Annotated in this window: 17 protein-coding genes and 4 tRNA genes; 9 read left to right on the forward strand and 12 right to left on the reverse strand. The window is 51.0% G+C overall.

The features are described from left to right. Positions 1-410: 410 nt before the first annotated feature. Both EHW56_RS10270 and EHW56_RS10275 read left to right on the forward strand, forming a co-directional pair. The gene (locus EHW56_RS10270; protein ID WP_152796142.1) at positions 411-791 is read left to right on the forward strand and encodes a thiol-disulfide oxidoreductase DCC family protein; all 381 of its coding nucleotides are present in this window, start codon (positions 411-413) and stop codon (positions 789-791) included. An 8-nt stretch (positions 792-799) separates the two neighbouring features. Beyond that, a complete protein-coding gene (locus tag EHW56_RS10275; protein ID WP_046074401.1) occupies positions 800-1441 on the forward strand; it encodes a flavin reductase family protein in 642 nt (213 codons plus the stop codon). On the opposite strand, the gene EHW56_RS10280 is transcribed toward EHW56_RS10275, so the two are convergent. Both EHW56_RS10280 and epmB read right to left on the reverse strand, forming a co-directional pair. After that, complete coding sequence (locus tag EHW56_RS10280; protein WP_152796140.1) at positions 1438-1926, reverse strand: GNAT family N-acetyltransferase; 489 nt, start codon at positions 1924-1926, stop codon at positions 1438-1440. The two genes, EHW56_RS10275 and EHW56_RS10280, sit on opposite strands and share 4 nt — an antisense overlap. Positions 1927-2013: 87 nt before the next feature. Then, positions 2014-3036: an EF-P beta-lysylation protein EpmB gene (gene epmB, locus EHW56_RS10285; RefSeq protein WP_152796138.1), complete on the reverse strand. Its 1023-nt coding sequence runs from the start codon at positions 3034-3036 to the stop codon at positions 2014-2016. Positions 3037-3069: 33 nt separating this feature from the next. Between epmB and efp the strand changes: the two genes are divergently transcribed. After that, positions 3070-3636 carry an elongation factor P gene (gene efp / locus EHW56_RS10290; RefSeq protein ID WP_046074398.1) on the forward strand — a complete coding sequence of 189 codons (567 nt, stop codon included), beginning with the start codon at positions 3070-3072 and terminating at the stop codon, positions 3634-3636. Between the two features lie 70 nt (positions 3637-3706). Here the strand turns inward: efp and frdD are convergent, their stop codons facing one another. The 4 genes from frdD to frdA are packed head-to-tail and all read right to left on the reverse strand — an operon-like array spanning position 3707 to position 7015. Further along, a complete protein-coding gene (gene frdD, locus EHW56_RS10295; RefSeq protein ID WP_046074397.1) occupies positions 3707-4069 on the reverse strand; it encodes a fumarate reductase subunit FrdD in 363 nt (120 codons plus the stop codon). 8 nt (positions 4070-4077) lie between these two features. Further along, the gene (gene frdC / locus EHW56_RS10300) at positions 4078-4461 is read right to left on the reverse strand and encodes a fumarate reductase subunit FrdC (protein ID WP_046074396.1); all 384 of its coding nucleotides are present in this window, start codon (positions 4459-4461) and stop codon (positions 4078-4080) included. Further along, positions 4458-5213 (reverse strand): succinate dehydrogenase/fumarate reductase iron-sulfur subunit, encoded by a 756-nt coding sequence (locus tag EHW56_RS10305; protein ID WP_069361570.1) that lies wholly within the window; start codon positions 5211-5213, stop codon positions 4458-4460. The genes frdC and EHW56_RS10305 overlap by 4 nt, the downstream gene beginning before the upstream one ends. After that, positions 5210-7015 carry a fumarate reductase (quinol) flavoprotein subunit gene (gene frdA / locus EHW56_RS10310; RefSeq protein WP_077667701.1) on the reverse strand — a complete coding sequence of 602 codons (1806 nt, stop codon included), beginning with the start codon at positions 7013-7015 and terminating at the stop codon, positions 5210-5212. The genes EHW56_RS10305 and frdA overlap by 4 nt, the downstream gene beginning before the upstream one ends. Positions 7016-7324: 309 nt before the next feature. On the opposite strand from frdA, the gene epmA reads away from it, so the two are divergent. Next, positions 7325-8302: an elongation factor P--(R)-beta-lysine ligase gene (gene epmA, locus EHW56_RS10315; protein WP_152799679.1), complete on the forward strand. Its 978-nt coding sequence runs from the start codon at positions 7325-7327 to the stop codon at positions 8300-8302. Positions 8303-8351: 49 nt separating this feature from the next. Here epmA and EHW56_RS10320 read toward each other — a convergent pair whose 3' ends face one another. The 5 genes from EHW56_RS10320 to rsgA form a co-directional block, all read right to left on the reverse strand. Next, entirely contained in the window at positions 8352-10229 is a 1878-nt protein-coding gene (locus EHW56_RS10320; RefSeq protein ID WP_152796131.1) for a methyl-accepting chemotaxis protein, read from the reverse strand. 181 nt (positions 10230-10410) lie between these two features. Next, positions 10411-12297 carry a methyl-accepting chemotaxis protein gene (locus EHW56_RS10325; RefSeq protein WP_077667695.1) on the reverse strand — a complete coding sequence of 629 codons (1887 nt, stop codon included), beginning with the start codon at positions 12295-12297 and terminating at the stop codon, positions 10411-10413. A 239-nt stretch (positions 12298-12536) separates the two neighbouring features. Next, positions 12537-13943 (reverse strand): SLC13 family permease, encoded by a 1407-nt coding sequence (locus EHW56_RS10330; RefSeq protein ID WP_172970026.1) that lies wholly within the window; start codon positions 13941-13943, stop codon positions 12537-12539. Between the two features lie 201 nt (positions 13944-14144). Further along, positions 14145-14945 carry an archaetidylserine decarboxylase gene (gene asd, locus EHW56_RS10335; RefSeq protein ID WP_152799775.1) on the reverse strand — a complete coding sequence of 267 codons (801 nt, stop codon included), beginning with the start codon at positions 14943-14945 and terminating at the stop codon, positions 14145-14147. A gap of 158 nt (positions 14946-15103) precedes the next feature. Beyond that, the gene (gene rsgA, locus EHW56_RS10340) at positions 15104-16156 is read right to left on the reverse strand and encodes a small ribosomal subunit biogenesis GTPase RsgA (RefSeq protein ID WP_046074389.1); all 1053 of its coding nucleotides are present in this window, start codon (positions 16154-16156) and stop codon (positions 15104-15106) included. 79 nt (positions 16157-16235) lie between these two features. Here rsgA and orn point away from each other — a divergent pair, with 79 nt between their 5' ends. From orn to EHW56_RS10365, 5 genes are all read left to right on the forward strand, one after another. Next, a complete protein-coding gene (gene orn, locus EHW56_RS10345; RefSeq protein WP_046074388.1) occupies positions 16236-16781 on the forward strand; it encodes an oligoribonuclease in 546 nt (181 codons plus the stop codon). Positions 16782-16913: 132 nt separating this feature from the next. Continuing rightward, a tRNA-Gly gene (locus tag EHW56_RS10350) sits at positions 16914-16989 on the forward strand. 37 nt (positions 16990-17026) lie between these two features. Next, positions 17027-17102, forward strand: a tRNA-Gly gene (locus EHW56_RS10355). A 30-nt stretch (positions 17103-17132) separates the two neighbouring features. Continuing rightward, a tRNA-Gly gene (locus EHW56_RS10360) sits at positions 17133-17208 on the forward strand. An 18-nt stretch (positions 17209-17226) separates the two neighbouring features. Then, positions 17227-17302: transfer RNA gene (locus EHW56_RS10365), tRNA-Gly, on the forward strand. Positions 17303-17771: 469 nt separating this feature from the next. On the opposite strand, the gene queG is transcribed toward EHW56_RS10365, so the two are convergent. Next, positions 17772-18899 carry a tRNA epoxyqueuosine(34) reductase QueG gene (gene queG, locus EHW56_RS10370; protein ID WP_158010030.1) on the reverse strand — a complete coding sequence of 376 codons (1128 nt, stop codon included), beginning with the start codon at positions 18897-18899 and terminating at the stop codon, positions 17772-17774. Positions 18900-18962: the final 63 nt, after the last annotated feature.

The following is an 18962-nucleotide window of genomic DNA, read 5'->3' on the forward strand; positions in this document are numbered from 1 at the left end:
TTTGATTATAAATTGCGCCTATTGCTTGCGATTTTTGATAGCTGCGATGCTCATGTATTGGCATACACTGTGCGTCTCGCTTCAAAACTCATTGCGCATAGCTCGCAATTTAATCATCAAAGCAAATAGATGTAAGACTTTGATGAGAAAACACCAAGCCCTGACCTCACGGTCGGGGCTTTTTTGTATCTTGAGGGTGTATCAGCCCTATGCGCCTCGCTTCAAAACGCCTATCACACAGACACCAACCGACACTTTTCCACATTTCTGACTACCTAATAGGCCGTATAAGGCTTGGATCGCTATGCTGAGTACTGGCTGACGTGGGTTTTATCCATGCTGGATAGGCGTAAACACCTGATCGTACCGATGTCGTTATGCGTATTAAAACGAAATTAGGAGGGACGTTTATGGTGACGCTATTTTATGACAGTTTGTGCCCGTTATGCGTCAAGGAAATGCGCAAGCTGTCACGTTGGGATAAAAACCAACAGCTCATACTGGAAGATATCCATCATCCCGATTTTGCAGCACGTTTCCCCGATGTGGATCCCAATGCCGCTAATCGCATTTTGCACGCCAAAGATAGTCAAGGACAGATGGTGTATGGTTTAGATGCTACTTATGCTGCATGGCAAGCGGTAGGCAAAGGGCATTGGGTTAAGTGGTTACGTAGGCCTGGCATTGCCTGGTTTGCGGATAAAGCCTATTTGTTTTTCGCCCGCCATCGTTATCGAATATCTGCGTTGTTAACGGGCCAAGCCCGTTGCCAGCGGTGCCAACTTGAATAAGGATACTTATGTCCCTAAGCGTGTATGAAAGAGATGATATATTGGCCATGGAGAAGCGCTACCGTGCGGCGTTCGTCAATAGCTTGTCAGGTTTTAAATCGGCGAACCTACTGGGAACAAGTGATACGAGTCGGCAGACAAATCTATGCATTGTGAGTTCTGCGTTTCACTTAGGGGCAAACCCTGCGTTGATGGGGGTGATTATCCGCCCTGATACCGTCCCGCGAGATACGTTAGCAAATATCAGAGAAACAGGTGTTTATACTCTCAACCATGTTCAAAAGGAGATGGTTGTCGCGGCGCATCAAACGTCAGCACGCTACCCACACGGCGTGTCTGAATTTGAGCAAGTGGGGTTGACTCCTTTATGGCGCGAGCGCATTAATGCGCCTTATGTTCAAGAGGCTGCTATACGTCTTGGTCTCATTCTTCGTGAAGAGCACACTATGGCGATCAATGGCACCCACCTGTTGGTGGGTGAGATCATTGAGGCACATGTTCCAGATAGCTGTATCAGCCATGATGGTTTTGTCGATATTGAGCAAGCAGGCTCCGTCGCTTTGAGTGGCTTAGACAGCTACCATACCACTGATCGTGTTGGTCGTCTGAGCTACGCTAAGCCCGATAGCATGCCTGAATGGCTTGGTTAGCGATTACGTGCCATATAATGGGCATCGACAAACTCGCCATTGCGGAACGCAAACTGTTTGGCGGTGCCTTCAATCTCAAAGCCAAAGCGTTGATAGAGATGGATAGCCGCTGTGTTATCTGTGTATACGGTCAACTCGATCCGTGACATATTCAACCAGTTTTCGGCTAAATCGATCGCTTTTTCCATTAGTGCACTACCAATGCCGCGGCCTTGATAAGCATCATGAACGCCCATGCCAATATCTGCGACGTGGCGACGGCGCGGGTTCGCGGCAATGACTAAGCCTAGGTTGCCGACCACTTTACCTTCTAGCTCGGCAACCAATGGGTATACGCCATCTGGCACGTTATTAAGCCGTTTTTCCCACATGGCGAGGCTTGGCATCGGTAGTTGTAAGGTGCCCGCTTGGGCCTTGGGTTGCGCATAGATATCACGTATCGCCGGAATGTCGTCGGCGTGGTATTGACGAATAATCAGAGACATAACACATCCTTGTGGTGAGCTTTCTTTTTAATAAGCCATTAAATTAAAAATAAATCAACAGCGTATATTAATTAAGTTACTGATTATTCACTCTAAATGTAGATCAAGCGGGGTTTTACTGGCTCGCCCGCCAATTTCTCGGGTCAGTCGGGGGACCAAATAGCCTGAAAGCTGGCCGATAATGTCTTGCACTAATGCGCGCGCTTCATCGTCCGAGACTAAAAAGTGGGCGGCGCCTTGAACTTTATCCAATACATGCAGGTAATAAGGCAAAACGCCAGCCTCAAACAGTCGTTGGCTCAGTGCCACCAACGCATCCGCACTATCATTCACGCCTTTGAGAAGCACGCTTTGGTTGAGCAGCGTGATCCCCGCTTGTCGCAATGCGTGGAGTTTGTCGCTTAATTCGTCATCGATCTCATTGGCATGGTTGATGTGGGTGACCATTACCACTTGTAAACGCGAGCGCGATAAGCGCTCGGTCAGTGCGGAAGTGAGGCGCGCAGGGATCACTACGGGCAAGCGAGAGTGAATACGCAGCCGTTTAACATGCGTTATTTGCTCGATAGCACTGATGAGCCAATCGAGCTCCTCGTCTTTTGCCATCAGCGGATCACCACCAGATAAAATCACTTCGTCTATCTCTGCATGAGCGGCGATATAATCCAGCGCCCCTTGCCACACGCGTTTGCTGCCTTTGTTATCTTGATAAGGGAAATGGCGGCGGAAGCAATAACGGCAATTTATGGCACAGCCTCCCTTAACGATCAGCAACACACGGTTGTGGTACTTGTGTAACAAGCCAGGAATCGCATTATCTTGCTCTTCCAGTGGGTCAGCGCTGAACCCGTCAACCTCAGTAAACTCGTCTGCCACTGGTAGCACTTGCTTAAGCAGCGGGTCATTAGGGTTGCCCTTTTCCATTCGGGCAACAAAACTACGTGGGACGCGCTGTGTAAACAAACGGCGCGCGGCAAAGCCGGCCTCCCACCCCTTTGGTGAAATTTCAAGCGTTTGCAGCAGTTCACTGGGATCTGTGATCGCCTCTGCGAGTTCTTTGATCCAGTTTCGCTCAACAGCAGGCTGGATTCGGGTTATGATGTGCGACATTTGTGAAAACTCGAAGATGTTAAGAGGATCAAGATGGCGTCTTTCAGCACTAATGAATTCCGCGGCGGTTTGAAAATTATGCTCGATAACGAGCCGTGTGTCATTACCGAAAATGAATTCGTAAAGCCAGGCAAAGGTCAGGCCTTTAACCGTGTCAAAATCCGTAAGTTGATCTCCGGTAAAGTACTAGAGAAAACATTTAAATCGGGTGACAGCGTTGAAGCGGCCGACGTGATTGAAGTCGATATGGATTACCTGTACACAGACGGTGAATTCTATCACTTCATGAACAATGAAACCTTTGAGCAAATTGCGTCTAATGAGAGCGCAGTGGGTGATAACGTCAAGTGGTTAGTCGAGAACAACACTTGTACGCTTACACTGTGGAATGGCGACCCTATCGTGGTTACTCCACCTAACTTCGTTGAACTCGAAGTGACGGAAACCGATCCAGGTTTGAAAGGTGATACGCAAGGCACGGGTGGTAAGCCAGCGACACTGAGCACAGGCGCTGTGGTTCGCGTGCCTTTGTTTATTCAAATCGGCGAAGTGATTAAAGTCGATACCCGTACGGGTGAGTACGTTGGACGGGTTAAGTAACGATACCGCGAAAAAGCCCTGAGCTGATATAGGCCAGGGCTTTTTTATTATGACGGGCCGTCGGTGTTCGTTAAATGACAAGCACCAACAGCACGGCGGCAATGCTGACGGCAAAAGCGATGGCATAGCACACCACTTTGCCTGCTAACCCCACATGCAGCTTCAAATCATGCAGCCCGTGATGAATGCGGTGCATGGCGTGCCACATTGGTAGCGCCAGCGTGGCGAGGATCAGCAATTTGCCCAGCCAGTGATCAGCAAACATCATCACACGGTCATAGCTCAATGCGGATGGGTCAATAACGCCAAGTGGGATGAGCACCCCCAGAATCAAGACAGTCACCGGGGTAAACATCGCGAACCAGGTCCCCCCGGCGCCAAATAAACTCCACCAAATGGGCTCATCAGAACGTTTGGGTTTGGGATCGATCATAACACCTCCTAAATGAGCACTAGAGCAATCAGTGAGATCACCGCGACCGCGGCCCATTGCGCACCAACCACCCATTTACCGTCGAGCAGTTTGCCTTTAATGCGAATCGGCATCACTTGCGGCATCATGCTAAAAAATGTGGTGGCATGAAACAGGCTGGCGACCAAGGCAACCAGGTTCAAGATAATCACAACCGGGTGGGCCATATAATCCAGCCAGCTTTGCCACGCTTGCGGTCCCTGAACCAAGCAAATTAACCCAGCGGTGAGACTAAGCGTGAAAAAGACCAAAGGCAGTACTGTCGCTTCTCGCACCATATAAAAGCGGTAGAACGGATGTTCGAGCCACCAAGTACGAGGCATGGGGCGTGTATAGGGTTTGCGATTACTCATCCTCTTACCTCCTGCCCATCTTTATTAGGATTAAACATGGCAATCACCATATCTTGGGTGGAAGCCACCTTGCCTTGGTTAACCGCACCCGCAGGATCAACACTTTTCGGACACACTTTTGAGCAGTAGCCGACGAAAGTGCACCCCCATGCGCCATTATCACTATTAATCAGAGGCATGCGTTGGGCTTTCCCCTTGTCTCGACTGTCAAGGTTATAGCGGTGTGCCAGCGCGATCGCAGCAGGACCAAGAAAGTCGGGATTGAGACCAAACTGAGGACAGGCGGCGTAGCATAAGCCGCAATTGATACAAGCGGCAAACTGTTTGTAGCGTGCCATTTGTTCAGGCGTTTGCGTGTTGGGCCCGTCTTCAGGGCGACGATCATTACCCAAGATATAGGGCTTTATCGCTTCAAGGCGCTCAATAAAGGGCGTCATATCGACAACGAGATCTTTTTCGATCGCAAAATTAGCCAAAGGCTCAATCACCACCCCTTTGGCGTAATCACGTAAAAACGCTTTGCAAGCGAGCTTGGGCACGCCATTGACCATCATCCCGCATGAGCCACAAATGGCCATGCGACACGACCAGCGATAAGAGAGCGACTTATCGAGGTTGTCTTTGATATACCCCAGCGCATCCAAGACCGACATGGTTTCATCGCCGGGTACAACGAAAGACTGCGAGTAAGGCGCATCATCCGTTGCCGGATCGTATCTGAGCACTGAGACCTGGTAGGTAGTTTGCGTCATGATGCGTGCTCCTCTTTTGAGTCAACATTGCCACCATTGGCGCGTTCTGCCGCATCACCATACAACCGCGCTTGTGGTTGTGACTTGGTGATTTTGACATCGCCATAATCAATGCGAGGACGGCCGTCAGGTTGGTAGAAAGCTAAGGTGTGCTTGAGATAGTTTTCATCGTCACGCTCGGTACAGCCCTCATCAAGGCGTTGGTGGGCCCCGCGAGACTCCTTACGCTGGATAGCAGAATGTGCCATAGCTTCGGCCACTTCCAAGCCATAGCCCACTTCAATGGCATAGAGTAGGTCAGTATTGAACACACTCCCTTGGTCTTGGATGGCAACATGCTGATAGCGTGCTTTGAGTTCCGCGATTTTATCAATGGTGGCTTGCATCAGATCTTCGCGACGATAAATACCGCAGCCCGCTTCCATTGTCTCGCCAAGCTCTTTGCGAATATCCGCCCAGTTTTCTTCGCCTTGATTGCTCAGCAACTGATCAATGCGCGCTTTGACGTTCTGAATCTGGGCATCAATCGCCGCTTGATTCCAATCTGTGAAGGCCGCTGCCCGTTTTGCTGCGCCTTCACCCGCCAAACGACCAAATACCGCCAATTCAGCGAGCGAGTTTGAGCCGAGTCGATTCGCGCCGTGCAAACCGACGGAGGAGCACTCACCAACCGCAAATAAGCCGTTAACGCGCGTTTCGGTTTGGGCATCCGTTTCAATGCCACCCATGGTGTAGTGCACCGTGGGACGAATTGGGATCGGCTCTTTGGCGGGGTCAACGTTGACATAGGCTTTGGCGAGCTCACAAATAAACGGCAGCCGTTCTTGAATATAGTCTTCGCCGAGGTGACGTAAATCGAGATGAACAACGTCACCGAGCGTGTGCTTGATGGTATTGCCTTTTTGCTGCTCATGCCAAAAGGCTTGTGAGACTTTATCGCGTGGGCCGAGCTCCATGTATTTGTTTTTCGGTTGACCGACGGGTGTTTCTGGCCCGAGTCCATAATCTTGCAGGTAGCGGTAGCCGTCTTTGTTGACAATAATGCCACCTTCGCCACGGCAGCCTTCGGTCATTAAGATCCCCGTACCAGGCAGTCCTGTGGGGTGATATTGGACAAATTCCATATCACGCAGCGGAATACCGTGGCGATAAGCCATGGCCATGCCATCCCCGGTGACAATCCCACCATTGGTATTGCAGCTGTACACGCGTCCCGCACCGCCAGTGGCTAACACCACCGATTTGGCTTTAATACAGACCAGCTCGCCTTCTGCCATGTGCAAGGCAATCAAGCCTTGTACTTGCCCGTCATCGATAATCAAATCAATCACAAAGTATTCATCGAGACGCTGGATTTGTGGGTATTTGGTCGAGGTTTGAAATAGGGTATGGAGCATATGGAAGCCGGTTTTATCGGCAGCAAACCATGTACGCTCCACTTTCATACCGCCAAACCGACGAACATTGATACTGCCATCGTCTTTTCGACTCCAAGGGCAGCCCCATTGCTCGAGTTGTACCATTTCATGGGCACAATGTTTGACAAAGTAATCGACGACATCTTGTTCGCATAACCAGTCGCCACCGCTCACGGTATCGTTGAAGTGGTTGTCTAGGCTGTCTTCGTCCTTGATGACGGCAGCCGATCCACCTTCTGCGGCCACGGTGTGGGAGCGCATGGGGTAGACCTTAGACACCAGCGCAATATTGAGAGAAGGGTCAGCTTCAGCGGCCGCAATGGCCGTGCGCAGTCCAGCGCCACCAGCGCCGATAACTGCAATGTCTGTGGTGAGGGTCTGCACGTTCATCCTCCAGTGTAGGGAAAGCCAGTGCTTGGCTTGTTTATTGTTCTGCTGTCATGGTAGGCAATCTACGCACAGTAAAAATTGACTCAGTCGGGGAATTGCCGTGATTTTGCGGGCATGGGTGTTAAATTGCATAAAAGTGTGATGTTAGTCGTTAAGTGCCTGCCTCTCTTGTAAAAATGAGAAATACTCACCAAGAAAATGCGTCGTGTGACACATCATTGTTGTGTGACAGCAGTGGTGAGCACTTGTCATTCCAGGCGGCAGCGATAGACTGGCGCCATCAGAGAGCGCAAGGGTAAACGTATGAGTGAGAGGAATCGGTGGCAGCCAACGGCAAGCGTGTCACAACTAAAAAAGCGCGCTGCGATCATAGCCCGTATCCGTCAATTTTTTGCCGTTCGTGATGTATGGGAAGTGGATACCCCAGCACTGAGTCAAGCGGCGGTGACCGATGTGCACCTTCATAGTTTCACAACGTCTTTGGTGGGACCGGGGTTTGCTGACGGCGTCGCCTTGCACCTCATGACCAGTCCAGAGTTCCATATGAAGCGGCTATTAGCCGCTGGAAGTGGGGCTATTTATCAAATCAGCAAAGCGTTTCGGAATGAAGAAGCGGGGCACTACCATAACCCCGAGTTTACGATGTTGGAGTGGTATCAACCTGGCTATACCCACCATGACTTGATGGACGAAATGGATGCCTTGTTACAACAGGTGCTGAGGTGCCAAGCTGCGACACGGATGAGCTATCAAACGGCGTTTGAATCTCTCACCGGACTGTGCCCTCTCACTGCGGAGATTGATCAGTTGCGTGCACTGGCTGCCACCCAAGGGCTCACCGATATCACTCAGGATGAAACCGACAAAGATACCTTGCTGCAGCTGCTTTTCTCGGTGATGGTGGAGCCGAATATTGGCCAGCAGGCGCCCGCCTTTATTTATGACTTTCCGGCATCGCAAGCCGCGCTGGCTAAAATCAGCGAAGCAGACACGCGTGTTGCGCATCGGTTTGAGGTGTATTACCGAGGGATTGAGCTGGCCAATGGCTTTTATGAGTTGCAAGACGCCAACGAGCAGCGACAGCGGTTTGAGGCGGATAATGCGGCACGTGTGGCTCGCGGTCTACCACCACAACCTATCGATGAGCACTTGTTGTCAGCGCTGGAAAGTGGCCTACCTGATTGCGCAGGGGTCGCGCTAGGGATCGATCGTCTTGTGATGCTCGCGCTCGGTTGTGATCACATTGATGCGGTGACCGCGTTTCCTGTCTCACGCGCGTAGCGCCATAAGAAAAACGCCGCCTTGCGGCGGCGTCTGAAAGGGCATTCACCTAGACTTTAAATTTTGACAGATCTTGATGCATATCCCGCGCGGCTTGCGCCATGCTTTCTCCCTGATTGCCGGTAGCACTGGCTTGCTGGTGGATCTCATAAGATAGATCTTTCACCGCTTGGGTATTGCGATTGATATCGTCAGTGACCGCGCGCTGCTCCTCGGCGGCGCTAGCAATTTGAATCGCCATTTCTGAGATAGTACCAATGGCGCTGGTGATTTGATTCAGGCGCTCACTGGCCGCTTCGGCGCGCTCCACACTTGATGTCGCCATCTCGTTACTCTGAGTCATATCATCGACCGCGCGCTGCGTGGTGTGCTGCAGCGTCTCAATCATGTTGCGAATTTCTTCGGTGGAGTCATGGGTACGCTGGCTGAGCACGCGCACTTCATCGGCGACTACCGCAAAACCGCGCCCTTGATCGCCTGCCCGCGCTGCCTCAATCGCCGCGTTTAGGGCAAGCAAGTTGGTTTGTTCTGCCACCCCTTGAATCGTCGCGATGATTTGGTTAATACTCTGTGCATTTTCATCCAGCTCGCGGATCACATTAGTGGCTCGCTCCACTTGCTCGGCCAACTGAGTGATGGCATTGCGGTTATCGCCGACCACGCTCAACCCTTCTTGGCATGACTGCTCCGCTTGTTGCGCCGATGAGGCCGTATCTTCAGCATGACTGGCCACCTCGTTGGCCGTGGTCGACATTTCGTGGATAGCTGTCGCTATTTGGTCAACGTCATTTTGCTGTTTATCAACCAACTGGCTGGATTGCAGGGCGTGGGTGCGGCACTCTTCCGCGCTTTCTGACAGCGTCATGCTTTGGTTCACTGCTTTACCCACCATTTGCTGGAGCTGAGCGAGGAAGGCATTGACGTATTCAGCCAATTCGCCAATTTCATCTTGGCGGGCGATGTTGATCCTTTGCGTCAGATCGCCTTCACCTGCAGAGAGCGTGCGCACGGCCCCTGTCAGCTCGCCTAATGGCTTTAGCAGTTGTTTGATTAACGCGCCGGCGACAAAGGCAATCACAATAAACAAAATCACTGAGGCGATCAGCACAAAGGTAATTTGCTCTGATACTGAGGCGTAGGCTTGCGTCTTGTCTTCAACGATACCCAAGGTCCAATCGGTATTGGGTACTTCGATAGCCGCGAGTAGCTTTTCTTTGCCATTGAGCTCAAAGGTGGTGAGTTGGCGTTGTGCGCTTGCATTGGCCATAAATGTCGGGGTGAGCTCTTCATCCAGCTCAGTGAGGGGTTGGCGACTGAGATCTGTGTCGCGATACGCCACTAAGCGGTTGTCACCATCGACGAGAAAGGCAAAGCCATTACTGAGTTTCAAATTTAACACTTGCTCGACAATATCGGTGACGGTGACGTCGGCAGCCAGCACGCCTTGATATTGGCCATTGAAGGCCTTGGCGAGACTGACCACCAAACTGCCGTCGAAATCTTGATAGGGCTCGGTAATGATTAAGCCATTGGCGTCACTGGCGCTTTGATACCAAGGGCGAGTGCGCGGATCATAGTCGGCGGGCCAATCTTCGCTTTTATCACCGTAGGCGATACGGCCATCTTCAAAGCCGGCATATACGGAGAGAAAATGCCCCGCTCGCTTGGTGACAAGAAGCTCGCGATCCACATTAGCCTTATTGGCGATCAGTGACTCGTTTGCCAATAGCATATCGGCGCGCGTACTCAGCCAGCTATCGATAAACTGGACGGTGGCATCCCCGACATCATGCATTTGCTTGGTGATACTGCTGGTCGTCTCGCTTTGGAGTTGACGCACAGAAATGCTGGCAAGTACCGCACTGACCAAGGCCACGATAAAGGCAATCGCCACAATGATTTTTAGCTTAATGGTTGGCTTGGGCATAGACACATTTCCATCTGCTTGAAAAGTGTCACAAGTGTATACGCAACGTTTGCACTAAAGTTGGATCGATAAGACAAAATGCGGTCACAACAGCGGCAAAGCGCAAGAAGATGGATGAATCTGTGATCTTTCTGCCAGTGACAGTCTGCCTACCCAGGCAGGCAGACTGCAGTGGCTCAGGTTATACTTTGAACTTGGAGAGGTCGTTGTGCATTTCTTGCGCATCTTGCGCCATTTGCTCACCTTGCTCGCCCGTTTCATTGGATTTTTGGTGGATCTCTAACGATAGGTCACGCACCGCTTGGGTATTGCGGTTGATATCCTCGGTCACCGCACGTTGCTCTTCAGCCGCGCTGGCAATTTGTGCCGCCATCTCAGAAATGTCGCCAATTGCACGAGTGATTTCGTTGAGTTTCTCGCTCGCTGAGGCCGCGCGCTCGACACTTGAGGTCGCCATATCATTACTTTGGGTCATGCCATCCACCGCGCGTTGAGTGGTGTTTTGTAGCGTTTCAATCATGTTACGGATCTCTTCCGTGGAGTCATGAGTACGCTGACTCAATACACGCACTTCATCGGCGACGACAGCAAAGCCACGACCTTGTTCGCCGGCTCGGGCGGCCTCAATGGCGGCGTTAAGCGCGAGTAGGTTGGTTTGTTCAGCAATATCCTGAATGGTGGAGATGATTTGGTTGATGCTTTGTGAATTGGTATCCAACTCTCGAATCACATCCGTCGCTTGCTCCACTTGCTCCGCCAGTTGGGTAATGGCATCACGGTTGCTCTCCACCACCTCTAATCCATCACGGCAAGAGCTCTCCGCTTCTTGGGCAGAGCGAGCGGTTTGTTCAGCGTTACTCGCAACTTCGTTGGCGGTGGTCGACATCTCATGGATGGCGGTAGCAATTTGATCGACATCGCCTTGTTGCTGCCCCACCAAGCTACTGGACTGGTGAGCAAGATTGCGACATTGGTCTGCGCGATCCGATAAGGTGACACTCTGGGTGACGCTGCGGCCTATCATCGCTTGTAACTGCTCAAGGAACGCATTGACGTGCCCGGCTAGCTCACCGATTTCATCTTTACGGACAATATCAAGGCGCTGAGTCAGATCCCCACTGCCTTTTGACAGCGAGCTCACTGCCTGTGTCAGTTGGGTCAGGGGGGCTAACATCCGGTGGATAAGGGCGCCGGCAATCAATGCAATGATCACAAAGAGAATCACTGACGTGACCAAGGTGGACACAATCTGCTCTGAGACAGACGCAAACGCCAACTTTTTGTCTTGTACCACGCCAAGGCTCCAGTCAGCGCCTTCAACGGGCGTCACGGCGAGCAGCTTTTCTCTTCCGTCACCGTCAAAGGTAATGCTCGCGAGTGCGTCACTGTTACGAGCCTTTTGGATAAAAGCGGGGGTGAGCTCATCGTCAACCTCGGTGAGCGCTTTGGTACTGAGCGCGGTATCCCGATAAGCGACGACATTGTTATTCCCGTCCACCAAAAAGGCGAAACCTTGGTTGGGTAACCGCACGTTGAGCACTTCTTGCACAATAGCGTCAACGGAGAGATCCGCCGCGATAACGCCCTCAAAGCGTTGATTGAACGATTTGGCAAAACTGATCACCATCCCGGCACCATTGGCATCGACATAAGGTGGTGTGATAATGAGCTCATTGGCGGCGTTGGCTTGTTTGTACCAAGGTCGAGTCCGCGGGTCATAATTGGCCGGCCAGCTTTCTGTTTTGTCACCATAAGCAATCGAGCCGTCTGCAAAGCCGGCGTAAACGGTGAGAAAGTTACCCTGGCGCTTGGTCAGCAATAATTCACGATCGACATTCGGCTGGGTCGCAATCAGTGGCACATTGGCGACTAGCATGTCACTGCGGATATCTAGCCACTCTTCGATAAAGTTGCTGGTGGAAAGACCGACATCGCGCATTTGCTCAGTGACGTTTTGCTGCGTCTCTTGTTCCAATTGGTTAACCGAAAACCATGCCTGTACTGCACTGACTAAGGCAACGACCAAAGCAACAGCAAGCAATATTTTGGTCTTGATGGTGAATTTCATTAAAGATCCCTCGTACTACCACGTTTTGATGACACTTTCTTATTGAGTGTCTGCTTAATTGTAGAAAGCTTGAGTCGATGAGGGATAAAGAATTTTGCAAAAAGTGGATTTATCCTCAAAGCTCAGCTGGCTGTCTTACTCACATCATCAGTGTTATCCCATTTTTAGCGGATGAAAAATATCAATTTTCTCGTTCTGGGGCGAATCTATCGTTTTGTGTCTCAATCGTTAAACGATTGTCATGTGAGTAAGAGGACAGCGGTATAAACTAGGCCTAAGCCACTTATGCCTAAGATGATACCGACTTTGACCAAATCTTGACTGCTGATAAATCCGGTTGAATATGCTAGGGAGTTGGGTGGCGTCGAGACCGGCAGTATCATCCCCAAGGAAGCGGAAAAAGCGACCACAATCAATAGCCCCTGCATACCGCCAATGCTTCCCAGTGCGGGCATGGAGGTCGCGATGGCCGCAGCTATCGGCATTAAGAGGTTAGCGGTGGCTGTGTTGGACATAAAGTTCGCCATCAGCCAGCAGATAATCGACAAGGTAACCAGCACCGTCATGGCGGTAAGCAGGCTGTAATCGACCGCATGAGCGAGCGCCGCGGCTAGGCCGGTTTGGTCGAGCGCGATCCCCATGGCAATCCCGCCAGCGACCAGCCACAACACATCCCAGTTAATTTGTTTGAGCTCTGGCTTACCAATAATGCCAGTGAGGGTAAAAATCGCCAGTGGGATCACCGCCACCACATAAGTATTCATGCCATGCAAACTGGTGGTGAGCCACAGCACGATCGTGAGGGCGAAGGTGATATAGACAGTGTAAGCCTGCCAGCTTTGTAAAAAACGCCCTTCTAAAGCGAGGTTCACGCGGGTTTGTTGACTCTGAAAGAGCCGTTGTAATAGCCACCAGGCGAAGGTGAGCTGAACGATCACGAAAGGCAGGCCCATCTGCATCCAACCCAGAAAAGAGACTTTATACTCCCCCGTTAAATACTGTAAGGCAATAGCGTTAGGTGGTGTGCCGATAGGTGTGGCAATGCCACCGGTATTCGCTGCCACGGGAATACAAAGCACGAGTGCCTTGACCAAAGGATCACCTTTGGGTAACACCGCGATAATTGGCGTTAATAGGGCCAGCATCATCACCGTGGTGGCAGTGTTTGACATAAACATCGAAAATACCGCGGTAATCAGCATCAGGCCAAGCATGATAAATTTAGGGTGGTGACCAAACGGCCTCAACAGCACACGTGCCAAATTGATGTCGAGTTCATATTTTGATGCGGCAATAGCCAGTGAAAACCCGCCCATAAACAGAATAATGATAGGGGATGAAAAGGCGCTGAGAATGTCGGTATAAGGAATTAAGTCTCCGCGAGGATGATGCAGTGTGATACCGCGAAACCAGTGTAAGCCTTTATCGGATATCATCACCAACTGCAGGGTAATGATCAGCAACGAGGTTGAAAACACCGGCACAGGCTCAAGGACCCACAGCAAGGCCGCCATCAGAAATATCGCTAACAAACGGTGCTGAATGATAGTGAGGTTAGCAATGGGTAACCAATCGGTAGGGACTAACAGTAGTAACAGCGGTAAGCCGAGGGCGACCAGCAATTTGATAAAACGAGCATTAACCACAAATACGCTCCTTCGTCATGGATGGGCGAGCGCGTTCCGCCTTAGACGCGAAGAGTCGCGTGCGCCTTATTATCAGTAATGGAATATCCGTATCATACGGCGCTTTATCTTGGATTAACGGGAAAAATATCCGAATTTCGACACAAAAAAGGGGCATAAATGCCCCATATTTCACATTTTTCTCAGGTTTTTAGCGGGACGTTAGTGCTGGCGGTGTGCGTAAGCTTGCCCCAATTGTGTCGGCTCACCAGGTAAGACGGCGTCATCAAAGCGTACCGCCCCTTTCGGGAAGAGGTTAATCACGGTAGAGCCCAGTTTGAATCGGCCCATTTCCTCTCCTTGAGCAAAGTGCATCGCCTGCTCACCGTCGGTTGGATATTGCCAACGACGAATACTGCCACCGGTTGGCGGGGTCACCGTCCCGGCCCACGTGGTTTCGATACTGCCAACAATGGTGGCGCCGACCAATATTTGTGCCATGGGGCCAAACGCGGTATCAAAGACGCACACGACGCGCTCATTCCGCGCAAAGAGGTTTGGCACGTTTTCTGCCGTCAGTGGGTTCACTGAAAACAAATCGCCAGGAATATAAATCATCTCTCGCAACACACCGTCACACGGCATGTGAACGCGGTGATAGTCGCGAGGAGAAAGGTACAAGGTGGCGAATTCGCCTTGGTCAAATTGCGCCGCAAGCGTGTCATCTCCGCCCACTAACTCGGTCAGAGAGAAGCTATGGCCTTTGGCTTGAATCAGGCGGCCCTGTTCAATCGCGCCTGCTTGACTGACACAGGCGTCAGCCGGAAAGACCAGCGTTGCCTCGTCGCCATCGATGGGGCGCAGCGCCGGCTTCAGCTCGCGAACGAAAAAATCATTAAAGGTGCGATAGTGGCTGGGATCGCTCACTTTTGCTTCGCTCATATCCACGTGATATTGCTTGATAAACCATTTGATCACAGCGGTGGTGAACCAACCCGCTTTCAAGTTAGCAAGTTTCCCCATCAATCGGGTCAACGCGTGTTTCGGCGTAAGGTATTGTAGGCCGACTTTCAAATCGTCTCGCACAGTGTAGTCCTAACCAATTATCGGGTTGTTGATGTCAGTGACGTGCCTTTTACTGGCGCGCAGTGTAGCGAATCTGTCAGTAAAGTGACAATCGCTCAGTGTTGCTTATTCCGCGAGAACTGACGGTTGTCTTTGGCTTCTTTCATGCTCTCAATGATGCGATGGTAGCTATCAAAACGTTCGACACTAATGTGTCCGTCTTCGACCGCTTGTCGCAGCAGGCAACCAGGATCATCGCCATGTTTGCAATCGCGGAACTTACAGCCACCTAAATAATCACGAAATTCGACAAAGCCATGAGCAATTTGTTCCGGTTCTAAATGCCATAAGCCAAACTCACGGACGCCGGGGGAGTCAATCAGATCGCCGCCTTGATCAAAATGATACAAGCGTGCGGCGGTGGTGGTATGTTGACCAAGCCCTGAATTTTCCGATACCTGATGCGTATGCGCGTGCACATCGGGGAGTAGGGTATTGACCAAACTGGACTTCCCGACGCCGGACTGCCCAACAAAGACGCTCACATGCTGGTCTAGGTGTGTCATCAACGCTGACATGCCTTCGCCCGAGTCCGCACTGACCATCACGAGGGGATAACCAATATCTCGATAGATATCGAGCAGATCATCGACCATCTCATGGCCCTCTTCATCCAACAAATCGACTTTGTTGATCACAATCAGGGGCGCGATATCCAGTGCTTCACAGGCAATAAGGTAGCGGTCGATAATGTTGAGCGACAGCTCGGGCAAAATAGCGGCCACGATCACCACCTGATCAATGTTCGCCGCGACGGGCTTGACCCCATCGTAATAATCGGGGCGAGTGAGCACGGAGTCACGTTCATGCACCGCCTCCACAACGCCAGCAAAGCCATCGAGCGCTTCTTTACCGGGTCGCCATACTACACGGTCGCCAGTGACCAGACTATGGACAGTGCGACGAATATTGCATCTGTGTATCTTACCTGTGTCGGGATCTTCGATATCAGCATGTTGTCCAAACCGCGTGATAACCCGCCCTTCCCGCGCGGATTCCAGTGCGGCATCTTCCCATTGCAGATCGGTATCTTTCTCTTTGATCCGGCGTTGTTGGTTGGATCTTACCCGTCGCAGTTGACCCTTCGTCAGTTTTTTCTTTTTTGCCACGTTGACTCTTATCGGTTAAGTTGGCTTTCATATCAAGCACAGTATGATACATGGTTTATCGATAAAAAAGGCAAGTTCAATGGCGTTCAGTGAAAACAATTTAATCTGGATTGATCTGGAAATGACGGGGCTGGATCCGGATACACATAAGATCATTGAGATCGCGACAATTGTCACCGATGCACAGTTGAATATTCTGGCTGAGGGGCCCGTCCTGGCGGTACATCAACCGCAAAGCGAGCTCGACAAAATGGATGATTGGTGCACGCGTACCCATAGCCAGTCTGGCTTAGTGGCGCGCGTACAACAGAGTGATATTGACGAGCAAACCGCCATTGAGCAGACCATCGCTTTCTTATCGCAATGGGTGCCGTCTGGCGCGTCACCGATTTGCGGTAATAGTGTGGGGCAAGATCGACGCTTCCTCTATCGCCACATGCCAGCGCTCGAGCGCTATTTTCATTACCGTACGGTGGATGTGAGTACGTTAAAAGAGCTGGTACGTCGATGGCAACCTGAGGTGTTGAATGATTTCTCTAAACAGGGAACCCATTTAGCGCTTGACGACATCCGAGAATCAATTGCAGAATTACGCTTCTATCGAGAGAGGATCTTAACGATCTGATGGGTCAGCCATCGATCTGATGCTCTTTTGAGCGATTAAAAGAAAAAACCAAAAAATTGCTCACCAGCACTTGCAACCCGGTTTTTTCTTCGTATAATTCGCAGCCCTAACGACGTGAATCGTCTGTTGAAAGCGACATTAGCTCAGCTGGTAGAGCGCAACCTTGCCAAGGTTGAGGTCACGAGTTCGAACCTCGTATGTCGCTCCAAATTAATATCGATCTGATGTTGATCAGGTCGATCTAAGCGACACTAGCTCAGCTGGTAGAGCGCAACCTTGCCAAGGTTGAGGTCACGAGTTCGAACCTCGTGTGTCGCTCCAAATTAAAATGCGATGTAATGCATCAGCAATGCGACATTAGCTCAGCTGGTAGAGCGCAACCTTGCCAAGGTTGAGGTCACGAGTTCGAACCTCGTATGTCGCTCCAAACAACAATTCGGAATAAGCGACACTAGCTCAGCTGGTAGAGCGCAACCTTGCCAAGGTTGAGGTCACGGGTTCGAACCCCGTGTGTCGCTCCAATCACTTGGTTAACCACCAGTGTGGCGTTTAAGATAGCGCCATCTTTAATGCTGTGAAGCATCATTTCTTACACAAATCCCATCCGTCCATGCTTTCTCTGAAAGCGCACGGTGGCGCGGTTTTTACCAATACTGCACAGACTTATCCACAGAGAAAGCGTTGTGGATAAACCAGTTAATGGATTTGTTGCTGTGTACGGTGCTGGTTATCTTATCATCAGGCACGGTATCTATGTTGCACATGTGAAATAAACGCAAACATACCTTAAATGCTTGTAAAATAAGAAAAATACATGGTTTTCTTTCAGGTTAGCTAACGCTTTTCCACAGTGTTATTCACTTACGTGATCTTGCTCGCTTAATGCACCATCAATGTGTTTAACTATCAAAAAGCGCACCATAAATGCGCATTGCGTGACGGTTTTCCACATTATGTGAATAGCGTCATCTTCCGCTTGTAAGCCTCCGATTAAGCGTCACGAGGCAATCCTTTTTCTATAATGCGCACGAGACGACGCGTCCCTGTGGGTAATGGTTTGACATCAATACGCTGTCGTTTTTTCTCTTGTTCGCTGAGCGCCCAGTGAATATGTTCGTCAACCAGCTTGTCCTCACCGAGCCGCGCCTTGAGACTGTCGATGATCGCTTGATTGAAGGGGGCATTGCCCATGGCAATCGCTAGGTTGCGCCGCCATTTTTGGATCCCGATGCGACGTATCGCCGACCCCTGTGTTAGTGATAAGAAGGTTTCCTCATCCCAGTTGAACAGCGTGGTGAGTGGCTGTTGCTCGAGGCTGGGGCGACAATGAAAATCAGCCTCTAAGGTGATCTCGGCCTCACGGTTAAACGGACAAACCAGCTGGCAGTCATCGCAACCATAGATACGGTTGCCGATGGCATGGCGAAACTCTAAGGGGATCACGCCATCATATTCGATAGTCAGGTAGGAAATGCAGCGGCGCGCGTCGACCACGCCTTCTGCGACGATTGCTTGAGTGGGACAACTGGTCATGCAGGCAACACATTTACCGCACTGATTCTCGACAGGGGTGTCGACGGGTAAAGGAAGATCCACCAATAACTCACCGAGAAAGAACCAGGATCCGGTTTCATCATTGAGGATCAGGGAGTGTTTGCCTGTCCAACCTAAGCCGGCTTTCTCCGCGAGCGGGCGCTCTAAAACAGGTGCAGAGTCGACAAAAGGACGATATCCGTATGGGCCCACTTCAGCCTCAATCTGTTGGCCCAGCTTTTTGAGTCGATTCCGAATCAGTTTATGGTAATCACGTCCCAGCGAGTAACGACTCACATATCCTAAATCAGGGTTTGCCAGTGTTTGGGCAAAGCCCGCGTTAGGCGGCAAGTAGTTCATCCGCACACTGATCACGCGCACTGTGCCTGGCACCAGTTCGTCCGGTCGCGCACGCATCATGCCATGTCTGGCCATCCACGCCATCTCACCGTGATACCCGTTGTCGAGCCAGCGCTGTAATTGCGCTTCATGTTGCTTGAGATCAACATCCGTGATCCCCACTTGCTGGAAGCCTAGCGCTTGCCCCCATTGCTTGATACGTTGGGCAAGTTGGTCGAAATCAATGGATGCATCGGGCTTGGGTTGCGACATAGCGATAGATCCTGAGGCCTTGGGTGGTGCAGTACA

Source organism: Salinivibrio sp. VGrn1 (assembly GCF_009377995.1).
In the GTDB taxonomy this organism is placed as follows: domain Bacteria; phylum Pseudomonadota; class Gammaproteobacteria; order Enterobacterales; family Vibrionaceae; genus Salinivibrio; species Salinivibrio siamensis.